Genomic DNA, 16,166 nt, shown 5'->3' on the forward strand with positions numbered 1-16,166 from the left:
TATGAAACTACTTCATCCAACGTATTTTCCGAACATTGCCTCTTTCAGTGTTTTACTATCGGATGACATTACTTGGGAAGCTTTTGACAACTATCAAAAACAAACCTTTAGAAACAGGGCTCATATTTGCACGGATAGAGGCTTACATGTACTAAGCATACCCATTGCTCATACAAAAGACGATAGTGGCAGACAAAGCTACCAAAACGTGAAAGTGGACAATACCTATCCTTGGCAACGCCAACATTGGAGAACTTTAGAAACGGCCTACAGAACCTCTCCATTTTTTGAGTACTATGAAGATGACATAAGACCGCTTTATGAGACGAATCAAGAGTTCCTTATGGATTTTAACCTAAAGACCATAGCAACCGTATGCCAGTGTTTACAGATTGAGATTTCTGCTCATAGAACAAAGGAGTACATTGGTGAACCTAAGGATATGTTTGATTTTAGATTTTTGGCCAACGCCAAAAAAGTGTTGGATTTTGAGACTCCAGAGTATGTTCAAGTCTTTGGGGATAGACATGGCTTCATTCCTAATTTGAGTATTTTGGACCTCTTATTCAACCTAGGACCAGAATCAATCGCTTACTTAAAAAATTTGGTTTTGAAACCCTCCCATGCTTAGGTTTATTGCACATTACGGCATCCACTTTATCGTCCCATTGATTGTTGCTTACTTCTTTTTTAAGGAGTATCGGTGGAAAGCCACTCTTATACTTCTATTAGGAATCGTACTGGATATCGATCATATATTCGCCAATCCCATCTTTGACCCTTCTCGATGCAGTATTAATTTTCATCCACTGCACAGCTATTGGGCGATTTGCTTTTACGTGATACTGCTATTTTTTAGCAAAACCCGTCTTTGGGGTATTGCTTTTTTAATACACATACTGGCAGATGTTGTAGATTGCCTATTTCTTGCAGGAAAGTTTAATTGAAGCCATAACCGGTTCATGATCGGATAGTTGTAAATCATAGTTTTGATGACCTGTTATTTCTATCTCAGGATCCGCCATAATAAAATCGATACGTAAAGGAAAGTGCCAAAAATTAATGGTCTTACCATACCCACTTCCCTTTTCGGAAAAACTATCCTTCATATCCCCTTTAATAATACGATAAGCGTTGGAAAATTGGGTATTATTAAAATCTCCGCAAACAATTTTAGAGTACTTGGTATCATTGGCGTTCTGTCTGAATATAGCAGCCTGTTCTTGTTGTTTAGAAAAAGAATATCGTAAGCGTTTGAACAACCTGTCCGATCTTTCCTTTTTAAGCATCCTTGGTCTTACTTTTAAAGATTCTAAATGCAAGTTATAAACACGCAAAGTGTCTTTTTTAACAACTATATCGGCATAGATAGCATTGTTACGACTATCAGGAAAATCTAGGAAGCCTTCATGGATGATAGGCTGTTTAGAAAAAATAGCCAACAAGACCCGCTTGTTATCATCCGAACCTTTACTAATGTATTGATAAGGGAATTGATCAAAGTCCTTACCATGTCTCCTTCTAGCATCAAATTCCTGAAAACAGATAATATCAGGGTTCTCCTCTTTGACAAAATTTATGATTGCTTCGGCATTTTTTTCCCTGTCAGCATTGCCGCTACCATTAAAACTTAAAGCATTAAAGGTCATGAGACTTAAGTCGTGGACGGCATCCACTTTAGTTTTCTTTCTGAACTCCACAAAAGAACCTAGCGCAAAATACCCTACTAATAATGCCACTAATGAGGTGGTAAAAAGGAACTTTCTTCTTAGCAGCCAATAACATAGGAATACACCATTAAAGATGACCAGCAAAGGCACCACTAAACTTAAAAAGGAAAAGCTGGGTAACGGTGTAAAAGGCACGATACAGGCTACTAGTAATAATACCGCGATAAGTATATTTAGCCCGTAGACAATTTTACCGAAAAATGAGAGCTTCTTCATGAAGTTTAGTTCTCCCTCCCTGCCTTGAACAAGAAATCCTTTTCCGATTTTGACAAGCTTTCATAACCAGATTTACTGATTTTATCCAAAATAGCGTCAATTTTCTTCTGGTGACTTTGCTTCTCATAAGCCGCTTTAGTCCCTTTTCTAGTATCGCTGTTTTTTCTGTAAACCGTTTTCAGGGGAGCCTTCTTTTCACTCTTTTTAAAGAGATTAGCGACACCATCTATCAACTTTGAGAAACCTACACCAATATCGGTACCGTTCAATAATTGCCTGGCGTACCAATAACCCAGCAAGGCACCACCTAAATGTGCCAAATGACCACCGGAGTTGGTACCATAAGGAAGTTGAATTAAATCCATAAGAACTACGAAAGCTCCAATATACCAAAGCTTAACGTTGAAAAATATGAGCCTTACCTCTTGGTTGGGCATATAGGTACAAATAAAAATTAAAATAGCGCTAGCACCGGCAGAAGCTCCTATTAAATAAGCATTAATATTAAAGAATGCTGGAAAGATATTATAACCCAATACAAAAAAGACACCCCCAAGAATAACCCCTAAGAAGTAAACATTTAAAAAACGTCTACTATCAAACAGGTTCAAGAATATTCTACCCACAAAATAAATAAGCAACATATTCCAAAATAAATGACCTAATCCACCATGAAAAAAAGAATAGGTAACTATGGACCAGGGTTGCACTAGAAAGTCGAAAAAATCGTTCGGCAATTCAAACCATTGTACTATGCTATTCTTGGATATCCCCAATAAGAAGGGGAAAAGACTATTAACGATAAAGACGATAACATTTACGGCGATCAGTTTCTCCGCAATGTTGAGCCTATTGAATTGATATTTTAAATTTCCATCTGCCATCTGCTAATTCCATCTATTTTTATTAAACTGATTTTTTTTCCAGTACCACATCATTAAGAAACCAAATAGGGCTCCTCCAACGTGCGCAAAATGCGCTATACCTTGACCGAACAAACTATAACCCGTAACGCCGGAAAACAAATCCAATCCGATTAAAACGGGAATAAAATATTTTGCCTTAATAGGAACAGGAAGAAAGATCAAAAATAGTTCACTATTAGGAAAGGACATACCAAAAGCGACCAATACACCATAAATAGCCCCAGAAGCACCTACTGCCGGGGTATTATATGAATCATAAAAATCTAGATATTGACCATAATCAGCCCTTACTATATCCCGAGGAATATTCAATAGTCTCTGAATTTGTTCCTCCGGAACACCATTACTTATTAACTCGGTCATCCCTTCATTAAAATGATAGTAATTTACTCCGGTATGAATAAGAGCCGCACCTAGTCCCGCTGAGAAATAAAAGAAAAAAAACTTATTTCTACCCCACATTTGCTCAAGTGGTGAGCCAAAGGCATATAAGGCATACATATTGAAGGCAATGTGCATAAACCCGCCATGCATGAACATGTGCGATACTATTTGCCACAGTCCAAAATTTTCGTTTTTAGGAAACCAAAGCGAAAACCACTGGTACATTTGGTCACCATATAAACTGGTAGCTACAAAAAATAGAATATTAATTATAAGTAAATGCTTAATGGCTTCTGTTAATCTACCCATCTATATAAATTTTCTTTCAATGTCATTTTCATTAATCGTAACATAAGTTCGCTTGTTAAACGGACTTAATGTAGTTTCCTTACAGGCGAACAAATCGTTCACTAAAGCTAATTGTGAAGCTTCGTCTAGCTGCTCACCCGTCTTTACGGACAAGGTTTTGGAAAGCGTCTTGGCCAGCATATCACTTTGAGAGAAACTATGATCTGAAATTTCCATCTGAAAATCGGATATCAACTGCTCCATCACCATTTGAACTTCACTCTCTGCCACTTGCACGGGTACCCCTTTCACTTCTACCGTTTCTTCGGCTATAGCCCCAAAAACAAAGCCAACGGCACATAGATTTTCCTTTATCTCATTTAGAATGGCCAATTCCGCCGCAGAAAAAGATAAGGAAAGTGGAAACAACAATTGCTGACTCACCGCTTCTTTAATCGTAATATTCTTTAAAAATTTTTCGTACAGCACACGTTGATGCGCCCTACTTTGATTGATGACCACCATTCCCGATTTTATGGTAGTGATGATGTACTTTTTTCTAAGCTGAAAAGTAGTGGTAACAGCATCCTGTAATTCCTTATTAGCATCAAAAATAGTACTATTTATATGTTCGGATTCAAACGAAATGGTACTAGCTTTATGATTCGGAGTAGTTATTTCCAGTCCCTCGTACAAGTTTTCCCAACCTTTGGAATCCCTTTTTGCATATGAACTTCCGGCTCTGGTGGCTTTCCCAACACTTACAGCTTCTTTAAACGGATTAAAATCGGCATTTACAGAGACATGAGGAACGTTCGCTTCTTTACTTTTATAGGCGTAGGGCGTATTTAGATTTTGATCTTGCTCAAAATCTAGGGCGGGCACAACGTTAAACTGCCCCAAGCTGTGCTTTATGGTAGATTTCAAATAAGCATATAGGGTATGCTCGTCATCGAACTTAACTTCTGTTTTTGTAGGGTGAATATTGATGTCGATAGTACCGGGGTCCACTTCTAGACATAGAAAGTAACCTGGATGCGTTCCTGGTTTTATGAGTCCCTCGAATGCCCCTAAAACGGCGTGATGCAGATAAGGACTTTTTATAAACCTGTGATTAGCAAAGAAAAATTGTTCTCCCCTACTTTTTTTGGCGAACTCTGGTTTTTGAATAAAACCAGAGATCTTCACTACCTGGGTATCTTCCTGAACAGGTACTAATTTCTCGTTCGTTTTTCTGCCAAAAATATGTACGATACGTTTTCTTAAATCATTAGCGGGTAAATTGAAAACCTCTCCTCCATTGTTAAAAAACTGAAAACCTATCTGCGGATGCGCCAACGCCACTCTATGAAACTCATCTGTAATATGACGAAATTCTACCTGGTCGGATTTTAAAAAGTTACGTCGTGCAGGAATATTAAAAAATAGATTCTTTACTAGTAAAGAAGTACCCTTTGGAACAACAGCGACATCTTGGTCTATAATGGTGCTGCCTTCAATCTTAATATGAGTTCCTACCTCTTGAGCTGCCGTTCTGGTCTTCATTTCAACGTGAGCTATAGCAGCAATCGAAGCCAGCGCCTCTCCCCTAAAACCTTTTGTATTTAGATTAAAAAGGTCCTCTGCCCTAGTGATTTTTGAGGTGGCATGACGTTCAAAACTTAACCTAGCATCTGTAACGCTCATACCTATACCGTTATCAACGACCTGTATCAGTGTTTTACCTCCACCTTTAACAATAAGTTTAATCTCGGTGGCCTTGGCGTCAATGGCGTTTTCCAATAGCTCCTTAACCACAGAGGCAGGTCTTTGCACTACTTCCCCGGCCGCAATCTGATTGGCAACATGGTCTGGCAATAATCTAATTATATCTGCCATGCTTAAGAAAAGAATATAGATAGGTCAAAATCGATAATGTAAAGAAATATAAAAACGAGGACCAAGATAATAACTGCCATACGGAGCTTAATATTACGATCACCTTTTCTCTTGGTATCGTCTAAGACATTATTGATTTTGTTTTTTAATCCCCTTTGATTTGAAAGTGTAGTTCTATATTGGTCAAATTTAGTCTCGATTTTAAAGGGATTGCCCTTTCCTTTGTCGTCAAAATATCTTGGTTGATAACCGTACTGTCTATTTTTCCGTAACCTCGTTATTTTACTAAGAAAACCCATAGTTCAAAGTTACTTAAAATCGAAAAACGCCCATGACCTGTAATGCCAAAATTTGTTAACAGAAAGCATCATTTGCCGGGAATAAGACCTCAAGGCCATGAAAACAGAAGAAAACGCGTCTACAAATCCTTTAAAACCGCCATTTTAATGGCCGCTATAGCTGCTTCAGTACCTTTATTGCCGTGCTTTCCTCCACTGCGGTCTAGGGCCTGTTGCATGGTATTATCCGTGAGCACGCAGAAAATAACGGGGACATCGGTCGCAACGTTTAGGTCCATAATACCTTGAGCGGTAGCACTGCAAACAAAATCGAAATGTTTGGTCTCACCTTTAATGACGCTACCTATAGCGATAACGGCATCCAAATCCTTTTTCTCGATAAGCCTTTTACAACCAAAAGTAAGTTCAAAACTACCGGGAACGTCCAGTCTGTTGATGTGTGAAGGTAAAGCGCCACAATCTACCAAAGCACGATGTGCTCCTTCAAAAAGCCCTTCGGTTATTTTCGGATTCCACTCAGAAACAACAATCCCAAAGCGCAAATTCTTTGCGTTTGGGATTGTTGTCTTATCGTAAACAGATAAATTTTTCGTCGCAGTAGCCATTATGCCCCACTTTTTGCCATTCCTATGAACGCATCTATATTATTCGCTGTATCAGACTTAGAAAACTCGTCCTTAATTCGTTGAAAATAAGTTAACGCCTTTTCTTTATCACCCATTTCCATTGCTGTAACACCTGCCTTGTACAGAAACTTTGGTGTCGTGTAATCGTTTGTACTATGCGCTATGCCCGCCTCATAGTATCCCAAGGCATCCGATGGTTGGTCTAACTGCATAAAAGCATCTCCGAGCCCACCTTTGGCCAAAGCGCCTAATATGGCATCATCTGAACTAAAATCCTCCAGGTAATTAATTGCCTCTTGGTAATTGTTCATATTCAAATAAGACATACCTGCTGAGTAGTTTGCAAGATTGGCCGCTTTTGTGCCGCTGTACTCCGCTATAATATCCAAGAAACCATATTTACCTTCAGCACCTTCCAAAGCTAGCGTAAACAAAGAGTCCTTTGCGGTGGTCGCTGCCAAGGCTTCATCAAAATACTGTTGTGGATAATACATTTCATTAGCGGCATTTGTCTCCCTCGGTTTCTGTACAAATTGATTGTACGCCAAATACCCCAATACCCCAATAGCAATTACTCCGATGATTCCTAAGATGTAATTTTGATTTTTAGAGACCCATTCTTCCGTCTTGGAAGCACCCTCGTCTAAAGTACTAAAAACCTCAGCAGTTGTACTTTCCTGCTCATCAAACTCCTGAGACTCTGCCTTTGTTTTAGGTTTAAATCCTCTTTTCTTATATGTTGCCATCTCTAATTTTATTAATCGCGCAAAAATAAAGTTTTTATTGAAATCCGTTAGGATATTTATTCGTTATTTTTGAATATTTTGAGTCTAATGGTATTATCCGAAACCAAAATTTCAAGAATTTTTAATGTTTCTTAAAAATTTATCCCTTATTAATTACAAGAATTTTGAGTCCAAAAATCTGGAATTCGACTCAAAAATAAACTGTTTTGTGGGTGATAACGGGGTAGGTAAGACCAATATTCTAGATGCCATTTACCACTTGTCTTTCGGTAAAAGTTATTTTAACCCTGTTGCCTCTCAAAATATAAAGCATGGCGAAGATTTTTTCGTTATCGAAGGTCTGTTCGAAAAAGAGAATAGGGAAGAAAAAATTGTCTGCAGTCTAAAGAGAAATACCAAGAAAATAATTAAACGGAACGGTAAAGCCTATGAGCGTTTTGCAGACCATATTGGTCTTTTACCCCTGGTCATTATTTCCCCTGCGGATAGAGATCTTATTGTAGAAGGCAGTGACGTTCGTAGAAAATTTGTTGATGGGGTCATCTCACAATCCGATAAATCCTATTTGCAGGCACTCATCAACTACAACAAAGTGCTATCACAACGAAATGCGCTACTGAAGTATTTTGCGGTCAATCACACTTTTGATGCGAACACACTAGAAGTGTACAATGAGCAGTTACAGGAATACGGAACGGAAATATTTGAAAAAAGAAAACAATTCTTGGATATTTTCATACCCATTTTCAAAGCGCAATATAAAGCTATTACGGGCAACACAGAGGTGGTTAACCTAAGTTATGACAGCAAACTTCTGAACGAAAGCTTTTCTGAACTCTTTCAAAAGAATCTGGATAAGGACAGGGCGCTACAATACACCAATGTTGGTATCCATAAAGACGATTTACGTTTTTCCATTATGGACTATCCCATAAAGAAATTCGGAAGTCAAGGACAGCAAAAATCATTTTTAATAGCGCTTAAGTTTGCTCAGTTCTATTTTATGCAGGAATTATCCAAGATAACACCTGTTCTTATATTAGATGATATTTTTGATAAGTTGGATGAGAACCGAGTATCGCAAATAATAACTTTGGTAAACAACGAGAACTTTGGGCAAATTTTTGTGAGCGATACCCATGCAGAACGCACGGAAGCAATTGTTAAGGAAATTCATCAAACCTATAAAATCTTTAAATTATAGTATGAAACAAAATACCCTTATGTTGTTAATGTTGTTATTTCTATCCTGCGGAAATACCATAGACGAAGATGACCTTACTTTACTTAACGGTTATTGGGAAATAACGGAGGTACAGTTCATGAACGGCGGTAAAAAGGAATACAAGATAAGTCCGGCCGTAGATTATATTCAACTAGAAAATTTAAAAGGATACCGTAAAAAAGTAAATCCTAAATTCGATGGTAGCTTTGAAACCTCCGATGATGCGGAACCCTTTGTTATCCAGAGAGATGGTGCCTTATTTCTTATGAACTATAAAAATAACCTAAGCGAGTGGAAAGAGACACTCATTGATGTATCGGAAAACTCTTTTTCAGTAAAAAATGCTGAGGGAACATTATATATCTATAAGCGTTTTGAACCTATTAATATTGAACCCTAATGGCCAAACGGGAAAATGACAAGTTAAACATGAAAGAGGCCCTTTCCGCATTTATTCAAAAGAATAATCTGCAGGGCGGGATGGACAAAATTGATGTGAAATCAGCTTGGTCCAGACTAATGGGAAATGGCGTTGATAATTATACTACTAGCGTAGAATTAAGGAACGACACGCTCTTTATCTCCTTATCCTCATCAGTACTGCGTGAAGAACTAAGTCTTGGAAAAACCAAGATCATAACGATGATAAATGAAGAGCTAGGAAAAGAACTCGTGAAAAAACTTGTGTTGCGTTAAGCAGAATAGTTGCCTTCGTAACTAAAAAAAGACCCGCAGTAGTAACTGCGGGTCTTTTTTGATATTACAATTGTTCTACCCCTTAAAAAATTTCTCTTCCAGCAAAGTGGAAAGCCCCTTCAATAGCGGCATTTTCATCACTATCGGAACCATGAACAGCGTTTTCCGCAATATCTGTCGCGAATAATTTTCTTATGGTTCCCTCAGCAGCTTCTGCAGGGTTTGTAGCACCGATTAAAGCTCTAAAATCTTCTACTGCATTGTCCTTTTCCAAGATGGCCGCTACTATAGGACCCCTAGTCATGAAAGTAACCAGCTCCCCAAAAAACGGACGTTCTTTATGAATAGCATAAAATTCCTGCGCATCCCTTAGACTTAACTGAGTGTATTTCATCGCTACGATCTTAAATCCAGAAGCAGCAATTTTATCTAATATAGCGCCTATATGTCCGTTCTCAACGGCATCTGGCTTAATCATCGTAAACGTTCTATTCGTACTCATATCTAAAATTTTGCGCAAAAATACGGTTTTCCCTATAACCTACAACAATTAATAACTTTGATGTAGGCTTCCAAGAACCTTACCATTATCCCCGACCATCTTCAAGGTCACGTTATTTTTTTCAAAATTGAATTGTAAAAGTCCAAAACTTTCTGTGCTCACGACTTTACCTTCCCTGAAAGGATTGGACTCGCCCTGAAAACGGTTGTAAGCATGTGTAAGTCCACTACTGGTAAAGTCGATTAAAGGGTAATTTAAATTTTCGACCTCGGTTCTTGAAAATTCAGAAATGTGCCTATCCCCCGATAAAATCAAAACGCCTTTAGCATTAGAATCGGCTATGGTGGTTTTTAGCTTGTCCACTTCATGCGGAAAATTTCCCCAACATTCAAAGCCATGTTCGTTGGATAGTACCTGAATACTGCTTACGATAATATTAAAATCGGCATTGGAATTTTTTAATTGGCTCGTTAACCATTTCCATTGTTTAGACCCAAGAACCGTTCCCTCCCCATACTTGTTTGGCTTGTTTCGCTTCTTGGTTTCGGTATCCGGTGTAAGTGCGGTCCTAAAGTAACGCGTATCTAACACAATCACTTTAATACTACCTTTCGGTGTATTATAATCATGCACGTTATACACCCCTTCTTGCATCCTTCTGGGACTGTTGGCCGGAACCTTCATAAAATCAAGGAATTCCACCTGACTCTCCTTTTTCGCCTTAAACTCTACACCGCCGTCGTTTACACCATAATCATGGTCGTCCCAGGTGCCTATTACTGGAATAGCGGTCCTAAAGGACTTATATCCTGGAACAGCGTCTTGAGAAGCGTACATGGCTTTCAGTTTACCCATATCCTCGGTGTCCGCATAGATGATATCGCCTCCCCAGACCCAAACATCTGGTTTGGCATTCAGGACATCATCCCATAACAAATTAGGCAAAGATGCTTTATTACAAGAACCAAAAGCGAGCGTAAAATCCGCTTGATTCTGCGCGTTAGTAATTTCCTTTGTAGAAGAACAAGCCGTGGTCAGCGCTAAAATGAATACTAAGAGTATGGTTTTCATTTGATGTTTTTTGAGCTCTAAAATTAGTGCTTTCCTGTTAAAGTCTATGTTATTAAATTGTATCTTTGCGCCCATGAATTTTCAGCATATTAAAGCCTTAAAAGAACTGATTTCGTCGCAAAAGACTATTGCTATAATACCACACAAAAATCCTGATGGTGATGCAATCGGCTCTACCTTAGCATTATGGCATTACCTGCAAAATAAAGGTCATAAGGCAACTGTAGTAGCTCCTAATGATTCTCCCAAGTTTTTGAAATGGATGCCTGGGGCGGAGAAAATACTGAATTTTGAGAAGGACAATTCAGCGTCAAAAACGTGTTTAGAGGAGGCCGAAGTTATTTTTACACTAGATTTTAACCATCTAGGGAGAGTAGGCCAAATGACCGAATATTTAGAAAAGTCTACAGCCGTTTTCGTTATGGTAGATCATCATCAACAACCGGCGGACTATGCAAGAATCATGTATTCCGACGTGAACATGAGCTCAACCTGTGAAATGGTCTATGAACTAATTTCCTATTTAGATGATTTAGATGCCATCACCCCTGAAATGGCCAATTGTATTTACACAGGCATCATGACAGATACGGGCTCGTTTAAGTTTAAGGCAACGACCAGCAATACGCACCGTGTAGTGGCCGATTTAATGGACAAGGGTGCAGAGAATACGGCTATACACCATAGAATATACGATACCAATTCTCCCAGTAGATTACACTTATTGGGTTGCGCATTAAACAATATGGTTATTCTTCAAGAGTATCGTACGGCTTACATTACATTGAGCCAAGAAGAACTAGACCGTTTTAACTACCAAAAAGGAGATACCGAAGGTTTTGTGAACTATGGACTTACCTTGGAGGGAATTTGTTTTGCCGTTATTTTTATTGAGAACAAAGAAGAGGGTATCCTAAAAATATCGTTTAGGTCGGTAGGCGATTTTTCCGTAAACGATTTTGCCCGCGCCCACTTTCAAGGAGGTGGCCACACCAATGCAGCTGGCGGCAAGAGTGATATGAACATTACCGATACTATAAATTATTTCACCTCGTTATTACCAACATATAAGAAAGAGTTGACCGCATGAAAAAAAGTGCTTTACTACTACTTTTAGTATTTGTTTTTAGTTGCGATGGTCCAGAGCCAAGAAAACCCGTTCAACGAAAAAGCGGTAGTTTTTTCAAGGCATCCGTTGAGCGAAGCCGCAAGCTGTTAGAACTGGAAGAACGACAAATACAACAAATCATTGAACGGGATTCCCTTAAACACTATGAACATAGTGCTGCAGGTTCCTGGTATCATTACAACAGGGTAAACGACACGGCTACCTATACTCCAAAGACGGATGACCTAGTAGTGCTATCGTATAATATTCTTTCACTGAACAATGACACTATTTATTCCCAAGAAGAAATAGGCACCTTAACATATAAAGTAGACAAGCAGGAACTTTTTCAAGGGCTCAGGGACGCCATAAAACTTTTGAAAGAAAATGAAAAGGCTACGTTTTTATTTCCTTCCTCCTTGGCTTTTGGATATCACGGTGATAACGACAGAATTGATAGTAACCTTCCTATTAAATCTACCATAGAAATATTTAAAATTGAACAAAAACAAGATAAAACAGAAAATTTGAAACCATGATGAATAGAATGTATATTTTAATCGTAATCGCTTTAGTCCTATCAAGCTGTAAGACCAGTCAGCGTGCAGATTTGGGAGATGGTATTTTTGCCGACATTAAAACCACGAAAGGTGACATCATCGTAAAACTTGAGCACGAAAAAACACCGGTAACCGTTGCCAATTTCATTTCCTTAGCCGAAGGAACGAATACCTTTGTCAGTGAGCAATATAAGGGTAAAAAATACTACGACGGACTCACCTTTCACAGGGTTATGAAAGATTTTATGATTCAAGGAGGGGATCCATTAGGAAGTGGCATGGGAAACCCTGGCTATCGATTTATGGATGAGTTCAACGACTCCCTAATTCACGATAAAAAAGGAATTCTCTCTTCTGCCAATAGCGGCCCTGCAAGTAATGGAAGCCAGTTTTTCATAACACACAAACCAACCCCATGGCTAGATGGCGTACACACCGTTTTTGGAGAAGTCGTAGAAGGTATTAACGTTGTGGACTCCATTGCCAACGTAACGGTCACACCAGGTAGTAACAAACCTGTTGAGGATGTAAAGATGAATACGGTGGAAATTATACGCAACGGTAAAGAAGCTAGAAAGTTTGATGCGAATCAGGTTATGAGCGATTATTTTGCCAATGAAGAAGAACGCCTGGCCAAGTTAGAAAAGGAAAAAGCTGAAAAAGCGGCAGCAGTAGAGAAAATGAAGACTGACTTTGCAGCCCAAGTAGTGGCGCAAAAAGAAAAGGCAGAAGCTTTATCATCAGGTCTTAAAATGCTTTCACTTCATAAAGGAGACGGTGAGAAACCAAAAATAGGCTCCAAGGTTAAGGTAATGTATGCAGGATATTTGGAAGACGGCACCTTGTTCGACAGTAATTACGAAGAAATAGCCAAGACATATAACATGTTCAATATTAAACGATTACAAGGAGGTGGCTATATGCCCGCCGAAATGGATTTTAGCCCGGATTCTAGGTTAATAGCCGGCTTTAAAGAAGGTTTATTGACCATGAACATTGGTGACAAGGTTCGTCTATTTATACCTCCTCACTTAGGTTACGGAGAACAAGGCGGTGGGCCCATACCTCCAAACGCCGGTTTAGTCTTTGATGTGGAAATCACCGGATTGGTAGAATAAACTGGTCCACGGCTTTACAAAAACAGAAGAGGCCCCAATTCAAATGTGGCCTCTTTTTATTTAGAAGGTATCTCCTTTAGAATTTCCAACAGAAATTTCCAGAACTTTTGCACGGACAATACACTTACCCGCTCATCCGGGGAATGCGCACCCTGAATAGTAGGTCCAAAGCTCACCATATCCATTTCGGGGTAATTCTGCCCCAAAATACCACATTCCAGTCCGGCATGACAAGCCACAACCCGGGGTTCTTCAGAAAATAAACGGGTATAAACCTTTTCCGTAATTTTCAAAATTTCCGAATTCGGGTTTGGATTCCAGCCTGGATAGGCACCTGAAAATTCTACTTCAAATCCGGCGAGCTCAAAGGTCGCTTTTAAGGCTTGGGCTAAATCCATTTTAGCCGTTTCCACGGAAGAACGCGTTAAACAACCTATATGTATTTCTCCATTAGCTACCTTTACCTTGGCCAGATTATTGGATGTTTCCACCAAACCGGAGATAGCGGTACTCATAGCATAAACACCGTTATGAGCGGCATATATACCTTTTATGAATTTCCCTTGAGCTCCTAGCCCCATTACTTTTTTAGACGGTTTTACTGCCGTTATATCCAGCCGTAGTTCGGGTTCTATATCGTGTAATTCCGCCTTTATATAGCTAGCAGCTTCCTCAAAGGCAGCTAAGAAGCTTTTTTCTTGAGACTTGTTGATATTAATAAGAGCCTGACTTTCCCTAGGAATGGCATTACGCAAGCTACCACCATTCAAGGCTGCTATTCGCATATTATACGACAGTCCGGCAAACATTAAGCGATTCATTATTTTATTGGCGTTCCCCAATCCTTTATGAATATCCATACCGCTATGACCTCCTTTTAATCCACTTACTTTAATTTCAAAACCGATATCTCCATGTGCCGAAGACTTTTGATTATAGCTTCTTTTTGCGGTAACATCTACTCCCCCGGCGCAACCTATATCAATCTCATCATCTTCCTCTGTATCCAAATTTAGTAGGATATCCCCTTTGAGGACGCCCCCTTTTAGACCAAAAGCCCCTGTCATTCCCGTCTCTTCATCGATAGTGAAAAGCGCCTCTAAGGGCGGATGCGCTATATCCGTGCTTTGTAAGAGCGCCATAATGGCCGCCACGCCCATTCCGTTGTCCGCCCCAAGGGTGGTTCCGGCTGCTTTGACCCAGTCTCCCTCTAGGTGCATTTGTATGCCTTGTACATCAAAATCAAACTCCGTTTCCGAGTTTTTTTGGTGCACCATATCTAAGTGAGATTGCAAGGTGACCATTTTTTTGTTTTCGAAACCAGGACTAGCAGGTTTCCGTATGACCACATTACCTACCTCATCTTTTAATGTTTCTAAACCAAGGCCAGAGCCAAAATCCATCATAAAGGCAATTACACGTTCCTCTTTTTTTGAAGGCCTGGGAACTGCATTAAGCCTTGCAAAATTTGTCCAGACCAAAGATGGTTGTAATTGAGCGATTTCTTTATTCATGAAAAGGATTTTTAGAACCTCAAAAATACGGACAGAAAAAGGATTTCACTATTTTTGAAACAATGAAGAAGCATTTAAAATCGGCCATTGCCATTTCACTACTCCCCCAGATTATTCTCGTGAAATGGCTCGGCAGTCACACCGACTGGATTGAGAATTACTACAGCGATGGAATTTACCCCTTCGTCTCTAAAGTTTTCAGGACCGTTTTTGGCTGGGTTCCCTTTTCTGTAGGAGATATCCTTTATCTCATCTTAGGGATTTTAGCAATAACCTATGTCTACAGGAACCGGCGTAGAATTTGGAAAAATAAGCTACTTTTTATGAGAGATATCGTAATGGTGCTTGCCATTGCCTATTTTACTTTTCATCTCATGTGGGGGTTTAATTATTATAGAGAACCTCTTCGGTCCAAATTACAGTTAACGGAAACCAAAGACTATCAAGAACTGGTTGATTTTACGAGAAGATTAATCCAAAAAACGAATGAGGTACAGTTTAAGATTACCAAAGACACGGCCAAAATCGTTACCATTCCCTACACTCAAAACAAAATCATTGAGAAGAGCATAGACGGCTATGGCCAGCTTTCAGAAAAATATTCATTTTTTACCTATGAGCAACCGAGCGCTAAAACATCGCTTTTCAGCACTACTTTAACCTATATGGGGTATGCAGGATACTTAAACCCCTTTACCAACGAAGCTCAGGTAAACGCATTACTACCCAATTTTAGGTTTCCCGTGGTAACGGGACATGAGATTGGGCATCAACTGGGCTACTCCGCCGAAAATGAAACGAATTTTATTGGTTATTTAGTCACGGTGAATAGCGGCGACGATTATTTTAAATACACTGGGTACGCTTACGCACTGGGATATTGCCTCAATGATGTACGCCGAGGTGATAGCGAAATTTTCAATAATTTATTAGGGGAATTAAATGGCGGAGTACAACTGAATTTTCAAGAAATGTCTAATTTCTGGAACAGTTATGAAAATCCTATGGAACCCGTTTTCAAATCCATCTTCAATTCATTTTTAAAAGCGAATAACCAGTCTCAAGGCATAAAGAGCTATAATGCCGTGGTGTCTTTATTGGTAGCGTACCACCGCGAGAATCCCTTGTAGGCTCTACTTTTTAAAAAATTAGGATTATCCATTGCTAAAATTGCCCTCTTTCTATTGAGTTACCTTATTAGACGAATTACAAAAGCCTTATTTAAATTATTTCTAAAAGAGTTTTGTTTAGTGTTAAAATGGTCGAAATTCATTTATAA

General features: G+C 39.1%; 19 protein-coding genes. 9 read left to right on the plus strand and 10 right to left on the minus strand.

The window, feature by feature from the left end:
* The first annotated feature begins 1 nt into the window (after nucleotide 1).
* Nucleotides 2-631, plus strand: a complete 630-nt coding sequence (locus tag EJ994_RS06875) for a WbqC family protein (RefSeq protein WP_126591793.1) — start codon at nucleotides 2-4, stop codon at nucleotides 629-631.
* A complete protein-coding gene (locus tag EJ994_RS17590) occupies nucleotides 624-947 on the plus strand; it encodes a DUF6122 family protein (protein WP_126591794.1) in 324 nt (107 codons plus the stop codon). Before EJ994_RS06875 ends, EJ994_RS17590 begins: the two co-directional genes overlap by 8 nt.
* Here EJ994_RS17590 and EJ994_RS06885 read toward each other — a convergent pair.
* The 7 genes from EJ994_RS06885 to EJ994_RS06915 form a co-directional block, all read right to left on the minus strand.
* Entirely contained in the window at nucleotides 921-1,946 is a 1,026-nt protein-coding gene (locus tag EJ994_RS06885) for an endonuclease/exonuclease/phosphatase family protein (RefSeq protein ID WP_126591795.1), read from the minus strand. The two genes, EJ994_RS17590 and EJ994_RS06885, sit on opposite strands and share 27 nt — an antisense overlap.
* Nucleotides 1,947-1,951: 5 nt before the next feature.
* Entirely contained in the window at nucleotides 1,952-2,830 is an 879-nt protein-coding gene (locus EJ994_RS06890; protein WP_126591796.1) for a rhomboid family intramembrane serine protease, read from the minus strand.
* A 3-nt stretch (nucleotides 2,831-2,833) separates the two neighbouring features.
* Nucleotides 2,834-3,565 carry a rhomboid family intramembrane serine protease gene (locus EJ994_RS06895; RefSeq protein WP_126591797.1) on the minus strand — a complete coding sequence of 244 codons (732 nt, stop codon included), beginning with the start codon at nucleotides 3,563-3,565 and terminating at the stop codon, nucleotides 2,834-2,836.
* Nucleotides 3,566-5,422 (minus strand): DNA mismatch repair endonuclease MutL, encoded by a 1,857-nt coding sequence (gene mutL, locus EJ994_RS06900; RefSeq protein ID WP_126591798.1) that lies wholly within the window; start codon nucleotides 5,420-5,422, stop codon nucleotides 3,566-3,568. It lies immediately after the preceding gene.
* A 2-nt stretch (nucleotides 5,423-5,424) separates the two neighbouring features.
* Nucleotides 5,425-5,721: a riboflavin synthase subunit beta gene (locus tag EJ994_RS06905; protein WP_126591799.1), complete on the minus strand. Its 297-nt coding sequence runs from the start codon at nucleotides 5,719-5,721 to the stop codon at nucleotides 5,425-5,427.
* Between the two features lie 119 nt (nucleotides 5,722-5,840).
* Nucleotides 5,841-6,326 (minus strand): 6,7-dimethyl-8-ribityllumazine synthase, encoded by a 486-nt coding sequence (ribH, locus tag EJ994_RS06910; protein WP_126591800.1) that lies wholly within the window; start codon nucleotides 6,324-6,326, stop codon nucleotides 5,841-5,843.
* The gene (locus EJ994_RS06915) at nucleotides 6,326-7,093 is read right to left on the minus strand and encodes a tetratricopeptide repeat protein (protein ID WP_126591801.1); all 768 of its coding nucleotides are present in this window, start codon (nucleotides 7,091-7,093) and stop codon (nucleotides 6,326-6,328) included. Before EJ994_RS06915 ends, ribH begins: the two co-directional genes overlap by 1 nt.
* A 124-nt stretch (nucleotides 7,094-7,217) precedes the next feature.
* On the opposite strand from EJ994_RS06915, the gene recF reads away from it, so the two are divergent.
* From recF to EJ994_RS06930, 3 genes are read left to right on the plus strand one after another with little or no spacing between them, the layout of a single operon-like run.
* Complete coding sequence (gene recF / locus EJ994_RS06920; RefSeq protein ID WP_126591802.1) at nucleotides 7,218-8,297, plus strand: DNA replication/repair protein RecF; 1,080 nt, start codon at nucleotides 7,218-7,220, stop codon at nucleotides 8,295-8,297.
* A 1-nt stretch (nucleotide 8,298) separates the two neighbouring features.
* The gene (locus EJ994_RS06925) at nucleotides 8,299-8,718 is read left to right on the plus strand and encodes a hypothetical protein (protein WP_126591803.1); all 420 of its coding nucleotides are present in this window, start codon (nucleotides 8,299-8,301) and stop codon (nucleotides 8,716-8,718) included.
* A complete protein-coding gene (locus EJ994_RS06930) occupies nucleotides 8,718-9,014 on the plus strand; it encodes a DUF721 domain-containing protein (RefSeq protein WP_099572689.1) in 297 nt (98 codons plus the stop codon). The genes EJ994_RS06925 and EJ994_RS06930 overlap by 1 nt, the downstream gene beginning before the upstream one ends.
* Before the next feature lie 82 nt (nucleotides 9,015-9,096).
* On the opposite strand, the gene EJ994_RS06935 is transcribed toward EJ994_RS06930, so the two are convergent.
* Nucleotides 9,097-9,516, minus strand: a complete 420-nt coding sequence (locus EJ994_RS06935) for a nucleoside-diphosphate kinase (protein ID WP_099572690.1) — start codon at nucleotides 9,514-9,516, stop codon at nucleotides 9,097-9,099.
* 48 nt (nucleotides 9,517-9,564) lie between these two features.
* Nucleotides 9,565-10,587, minus strand: a complete 1,023-nt coding sequence (locus EJ994_RS06940; RefSeq protein ID WP_126591804.1) for an alkaline phosphatase D family protein — start codon at nucleotides 10,585-10,587, stop codon at nucleotides 9,565-9,567.
* 73 nt (nucleotides 10,588-10,660) lie between these two features.
* On the opposite strand from EJ994_RS06940, the gene EJ994_RS06945 reads away from it, so the two are divergent.
* The 3 genes from EJ994_RS06945 to EJ994_RS06955 are packed head-to-tail and all read left to right on the plus strand — an operon-like array spanning nucleotide 10,661 to nucleotide 13,373.
* A complete protein-coding gene (locus tag EJ994_RS06945; RefSeq protein ID WP_126591805.1) occupies nucleotides 10,661-11,677 on the plus strand; it encodes a DHH family phosphoesterase in 1,017 nt (338 codons plus the stop codon).
* Nucleotides 11,674-12,234, plus strand: a complete 561-nt coding sequence (gldI, locus tag EJ994_RS06950; protein ID WP_126591806.1) for a gliding motility-associated peptidyl-prolyl isomerase GldI — start codon at nucleotides 11,674-11,676, stop codon at nucleotides 12,232-12,234. Before EJ994_RS06945 ends, gldI begins: the two co-directional genes overlap by 4 nt.
* Nucleotides 12,234-13,373 (plus strand): peptidylprolyl isomerase, encoded by a 1,140-nt coding sequence (locus EJ994_RS06955; RefSeq protein ID WP_126593669.1) that lies wholly within the window; start codon nucleotides 12,234-12,236, stop codon nucleotides 13,371-13,373. Before gldI ends, EJ994_RS06955 begins: the two co-directional genes overlap by 1 nt.
* A 56-nt stretch (nucleotides 13,374-13,429) precedes the next feature.
* Here the strand turns inward: EJ994_RS06955 and EJ994_RS06960 are convergent, their stop codons facing one another.
* Nucleotides 13,430-14,887 carry an aminoacyl-histidine dipeptidase gene (locus EJ994_RS06960; protein WP_126591807.1) on the minus strand — a complete coding sequence of 486 codons (1,458 nt, stop codon included), beginning with the start codon at nucleotides 14,885-14,887 and terminating at the stop codon, nucleotides 13,430-13,432.
* A gap of 62 nt (nucleotides 14,888-14,949) precedes the next feature.
* Here EJ994_RS06960 and EJ994_RS06965 point away from each other — a divergent pair, with 62 nt between their 5' ends.
* Nucleotides 14,950-16,017, plus strand: a complete 1,068-nt coding sequence (locus tag EJ994_RS06965; RefSeq protein WP_126591808.1) for a DUF3810 domain-containing protein — start codon at nucleotides 14,950-14,952, stop codon at nucleotides 16,015-16,017.
* Nucleotides 16,018-16,166 lie beyond the last annotated feature (149 nt).

It is taken from the genome of Maribacter sp. MJ134 (assembly GCF_003970695.1).
Taxonomy (GTDB): domain Bacteria; phylum Bacteroidota; class Bacteroidia; order Flavobacteriales; family Flavobacteriaceae; genus Maribacter.